Genomic DNA, 2,915 nt, shown 5'->3' on the forward strand with positions numbered 1-2,915 from the left:
CGCAGGCCCCGCCGCCCGCCGCCTCCCCGCAGCCCGTCCTGCCCGCGAAGGCGGTCGCGCCGCGTCCGGTCGTACGCCCGGTCGTGGTGAGCGACGACGTGGCCGGGGTGCCGTGCCCCGTCTGCGGCACGCCCAACCCGCCGGACCGCCGCTTCTGCCGCCGCTGCGCGGCGCCGCTGAAGCCCGGCGCCACGGCGGCTCCCCTGCCGTGGTGGCGGACGATCTGGCCGTTACGCCGCCGCACGCGGGCGGGCTCGGGCCGGCTGGTCCGCTTCCTGGTGATCCTGGCCGTGGTGCTGGCCCTGTGCGCGGCCGGCCTTCTGCTGCTGCCGGCCGGACGCCATCTGATCGAGGACACCCGGGACAAGCTGGGCAAGGCCAAGGCGGTGACCCCGACCCGCGTCGAGGCGAGCGCCGCGCTGCCCAAGCACCCGGCGAAAGACTCCACGGACGGGCTCAGCAACCGCTACTGGGGCGCGCCCGGCCCCAGCGCCTCGGTGACGTACACCTTCGCCAAGCCGTTCCGCCTGGTGGACGTGATCATCACCAACGGCGCCTCGCCGTCGCCCGAGGAGTACGCGCGCCAGGGACGGGCTCTCCAGGTCGAGATGGAGGTGACGTCGCGGGACGGCCAGAAGGTCCTCAAGAAGCTCGCGCTGAGCGACAAACCCGGTCCGCAGACGTTCCCCACCGGCGTCAGCGACGCCACGACGATCCGGCTGACCCTCAGCTCACCTGCGGGATTGTCCGGGGGCCGTCATATCGCCCTGGCGGAGGTGGAGTTCTTCCAGCGGAGCTGACGGGCGCGACAGGGGGGCGCGACGGCTGAACGCCCGCGCGCCCCCGTACGTACCTCCCCATATCGGCAAGGGGGTTGAACCGCGGCTCGGTTGGCGGTTCAGTCTCCGGTGTTGGACTCAAAGCTCGGGAGGCACGGCACAGTGTTGCGACGCGTCAACGGAACGGCACTCATCATCGCGGCGCTGGTCGCCACGGTCGGCGCGCTGGCGTTCCCCGTATGGTCGTATGCCGACCGCTCAGGCACGGGCGAGGCCAATCTCGCCTCCTCGTCCATACCCACCCAGTGGGGGCCGCTGTCGGCCACGGACCGGGACTTCCTGGTGAAGGTGCGGCTGGCCGGCCTGTGGGAGCTGCCGGCCGGCCAGCAGGCCATCGAGCGCGCGCCCAGCCAGGCCATCCGGGACGCCGGCGACCATCTCGTCGTCGGCCACTCCGACCTCGACCGGCGGGCCCGCGACGTCGCCGCGAAGCTCGGTGTCGAGCTGCCGAACCAGCCGACGGAGCAGCAGCAGGGCTGGCTGCGGGAGCTGTCCGCGGCGAGCGGCGTGGAGTACGAGCGGAAGTTCGCGAACCTGCTGCGCAACGCGCACGGCAAGGTCTTCGCGCTGGTCGCCGAGGTCCGGCACACCACCCGCAACACGTTGATCCGGCAGCTGGCGAGCGACGCGAACCAGACCGTGCTCGATCACATCACGATGCTGGAGCAGACCGGCATGGTGGACTTCGACGCGATCGCCAACGAGGCGGCGGGGCGCAAGTCCGCCAGCCCGACCGGGCCGCCGCCGCCGAACGGCGTCCTGCCGCCGGCGCCCACGCCGGTCGTGCCGAGCGGCCAGGACCAGTCCTTCACCTCGCGCCCGGTGCCCGGGCCCGTGGTGAACACCGACCGGCCCTGAGCACGCCGGGCCGCCGCCGCCCGAAACCTCAAATCAACCTCTGAACGTCCCTCCGACTGGATTCGAACCCGTCCTTCGGGGCCATCAGCACAGGGACCGAAGGAGGGGGAACATGGCAGAACTCGGCATCGGCATCGGCTGGCGGCCGGAGATCGCGGACACGGTGGAGGCACTGCCCGGCATCGATTGGGTGGAGGTGGTGGCCGAGAACATCTGCGCCGGTCACCTGCCCGACTCGTTGACCCGGCTGCGGGAGCGGGGCGTGAAGGTGGTCCCGCACGGCGTATCGCTGGGCCTCGGCGGCGCCGACCGCCCGGACCCGGCGCGGCTCGCGGAGCTCGCGGCGAAGGCGCAGGCGCTCGGCTCCCCGCTGGTCACGGAGCACATCGCGTTCGTACGGGCCGGGGGCCCGCTGACGTCTCAGGGGGGACCCCCGTTCCCGGCGCTGGAGGCGGGGCACCTGCTGCCCGTGCCGCGCACCTGGGACGCGCTCGACGTGCTCTGCGAGAACGTCCGCATCGCGCAGGAGGCGCTGCCGGTGCCGCTGGCGCTCGAGAACGTGGCGGCGCTGATCTCCTGGCCGGGCGAGGAGCTGACGGAGGGACGGTTCCTGGCGGAGCTGGTGGAGCGTACGGGGGTACGGCTCCTCATCGACGTCGCGAACCTGCACACGAACCATGTGAACCGCGGCGAGGACCCCGCGAAGGCGCTCGCCGAGCTGCCGGTGGAGGCGATCGCGTACGTGCACGTCGCCGGCGGCGAGGAGCGCGACGGCGTCTGGCACGACACCCACGCCCACCCGGTCCCCCGCCAGGTCCTCGACGTCCTCGCGGACCTGGCCTCCCGCGTCTCCCCGCCGGGCGTCCTGCTGGAGCGGGACGACGACTTCCCCCCGGCGGAGGAACTCGCCGCGGAACTGAGGACCATCACGGCGACGGTCCGCACGGCGGAGGCGGTCGCGGGTGTGACGCGCGGGCGCACGGCAGGAGCGGCGAGGCGTATGGCGGCGGAGGCCGCTGAGGCGACGATCGCGGCCGACCGGCCCCTTCTCGTGGGCGCGGGCGCCCGGGTCTCGGGCGGCCCGATGCCCGAGCCGACCGACACCGCGCTCGGCGTGCCGGACCGGGTCGCCGACGGCTCGGCGGCCGCGCCCGAGGCGGCCCCCGAGCCCGCACCGCTCCTCGTCGGCGCGGGCGCGCGCGTCTCCGGCGGACCGAG

General features: G+C 73.9%; 3 protein-coding genes. All 3 read left to right on the plus strand.

What is annotated here, in order from left to right:
• A partial coding sequence (locus VIU94_RS25745; RefSeq protein WP_331914598.1) for an NADase-type glycan-binding domain-containing protein occupies positions 1 to 800 on the plus strand: 800 nt, incomplete at its 5' end.
• Positions 801 to 944: 144 nt separating this feature from the next.
• Entirely contained in the window at positions 945 to 1,697 is a 753-nt protein-coding gene (locus tag VIU94_RS25750; RefSeq protein WP_331914602.1) for a DUF4142 domain-containing protein, read from the plus strand.
• Between the two features lie 112 nt (positions 1,698 to 1,809).
• Positions 1,810 to 2,915: MbnB/TglH/ChrH family RiPP precursor modification enzyme (locus VIU94_RS25755; protein WP_331914600.1), on the plus strand; the 1,106-nt coding region annotated here is incomplete at its 3' end.

This window comes from Streptomyces sp. (genome assembly GCF_036566765.1).
GTDB lineage: Bacteria > Actinomycetota > Actinomycetes > Streptomycetales > Streptomycetaceae > Streptomyces.